Origin of the sequence: Streptomyces odonnellii, from assembly GCF_000981895.1 — a bacterium.
GTDB classification, from domain to species: domain Bacteria; phylum Actinomycetota; class Actinomycetes; order Streptomycetales; family Streptomycetaceae; genus Streptomyces; species Streptomyces odonnellii.
Genome location: NZ_LATD01000451.1, coordinates 1 through 1067, shown reverse-complemented (window position 1 = coordinate 1067; position 1067 = coordinate 1). Strand labels below are relative to the sequence as shown.

1 protein-coding gene is annotated in these 1067 nt (G+C 71.9%); it reads right to left on the bottom strand.

Annotated elements, in window-relative coordinates:
* Window positions 1–11 precede the first annotated feature (11 nt).
* Window positions 12–755: a hypothetical protein gene (locus WH07_RS41540; RefSeq protein WP_063775868.1), complete on the bottom strand. Its 744-nt coding sequence runs from the start codon at window positions 753–755 to the stop codon at window positions 12–14.
* Window positions 756–1067 lie beyond the last annotated feature (312 nt).

Sequence of the window (1067 nt, the reverse complement as noted above, 5' to 3'; positions counted from 1 at the left end):
CGCGGTAGCGCTCAGCGGGGCGGGGGGTCGTCGTTACGGGGATCCTGCACCGGCAGTGACTGGGTGTCGCCGTCGTGGAGCTGGTCGTACGGGGGCTCGTAGGGGCCGTAGTGCGGGGGCTGCGGCGGCTGCGCGGCGGGGTCGTACCCGCCGTACCCGTACGGCTGCCCGTACGGGTCGTACTGCCTGTACTGGTCGGACTGCCCGTACGGCCTGTACTGCTCGTGCTGTCCGTGCCACTGCTGCCTCGGGTCGTACGGATGCGAGCCGTACGGTCCCCAGTCCTCCTCCTGCGGGGCCGGTGCCGGGGGCGTGTACGGGGTGTGCGGTGCGAGGGCCCGTACATGGCGGCCGCTCATCACCAGCGCGGCGAGGAGGAGCAGCACCCCGCCGCCGAGGGCGTACGCGAGGCCGACGTCCAGACCCGAACCGTTCCCGCCGACGGTCAGCCCGCCCGAGGCCTGGCCCTGGCGCACCATCCACAGCACGGTGAAGCCGAGGACGATCAGCCCGGCCAGCGCCGTCAGCAGCCGCGAGCGCAGCGCCAGGGCGATCAGGGCGAGCAGGGCGGCGAAGGCGAGGGGCAGCAGCAGGGAGGTCGCGAGGGCGGAGCTGGTGGAGGTGATGCCGTTGAACAGGTCGGCGACGCGGTAGTCCTGGCCCTGACGCCCGTCGAACCAGGCGAGGAAGACGCTCAGTACGGCGGCCGCCGCCCCGGCCAGGGCGAGGATCGAGCCGATGGCGTTACGGACCATCGCCGCCTCCTGATCCGGATGTGCCGCCTCCTGATCCGGATGTTCCGGACATACCTCTCCGGTGCACGACGCTACGCCGGGTCCCCGGGCCGCGCCACGTGACGGCGGACGCCCGCTGTTAGGGTGTCGCGATTGACAGGTCCATGGGGGCCACGGGGACAACGGGGGAAGGGCTTCTGTCTTGCTGCGTCGACATGCGAAATTGGCGGCTGTGCTGGTCGTGGTGGTGCTGGCTCTGACGGGCTTCTCGTCGGGCTCGGGCAAGGGGTCCGGGTCGGGGAAGAGCAAGGGGTCGAGCAGCGGGGGCTGCCG

Coding starts and splice junctions, on each gene's coding strand:
- WH07_RS41540 (WP_063775868.1), bottom strand. CDS start 755: ATGGTCCGTAACGCCATCGGCTCGATCCTCGCCCTGGCCGGGGCGGCG.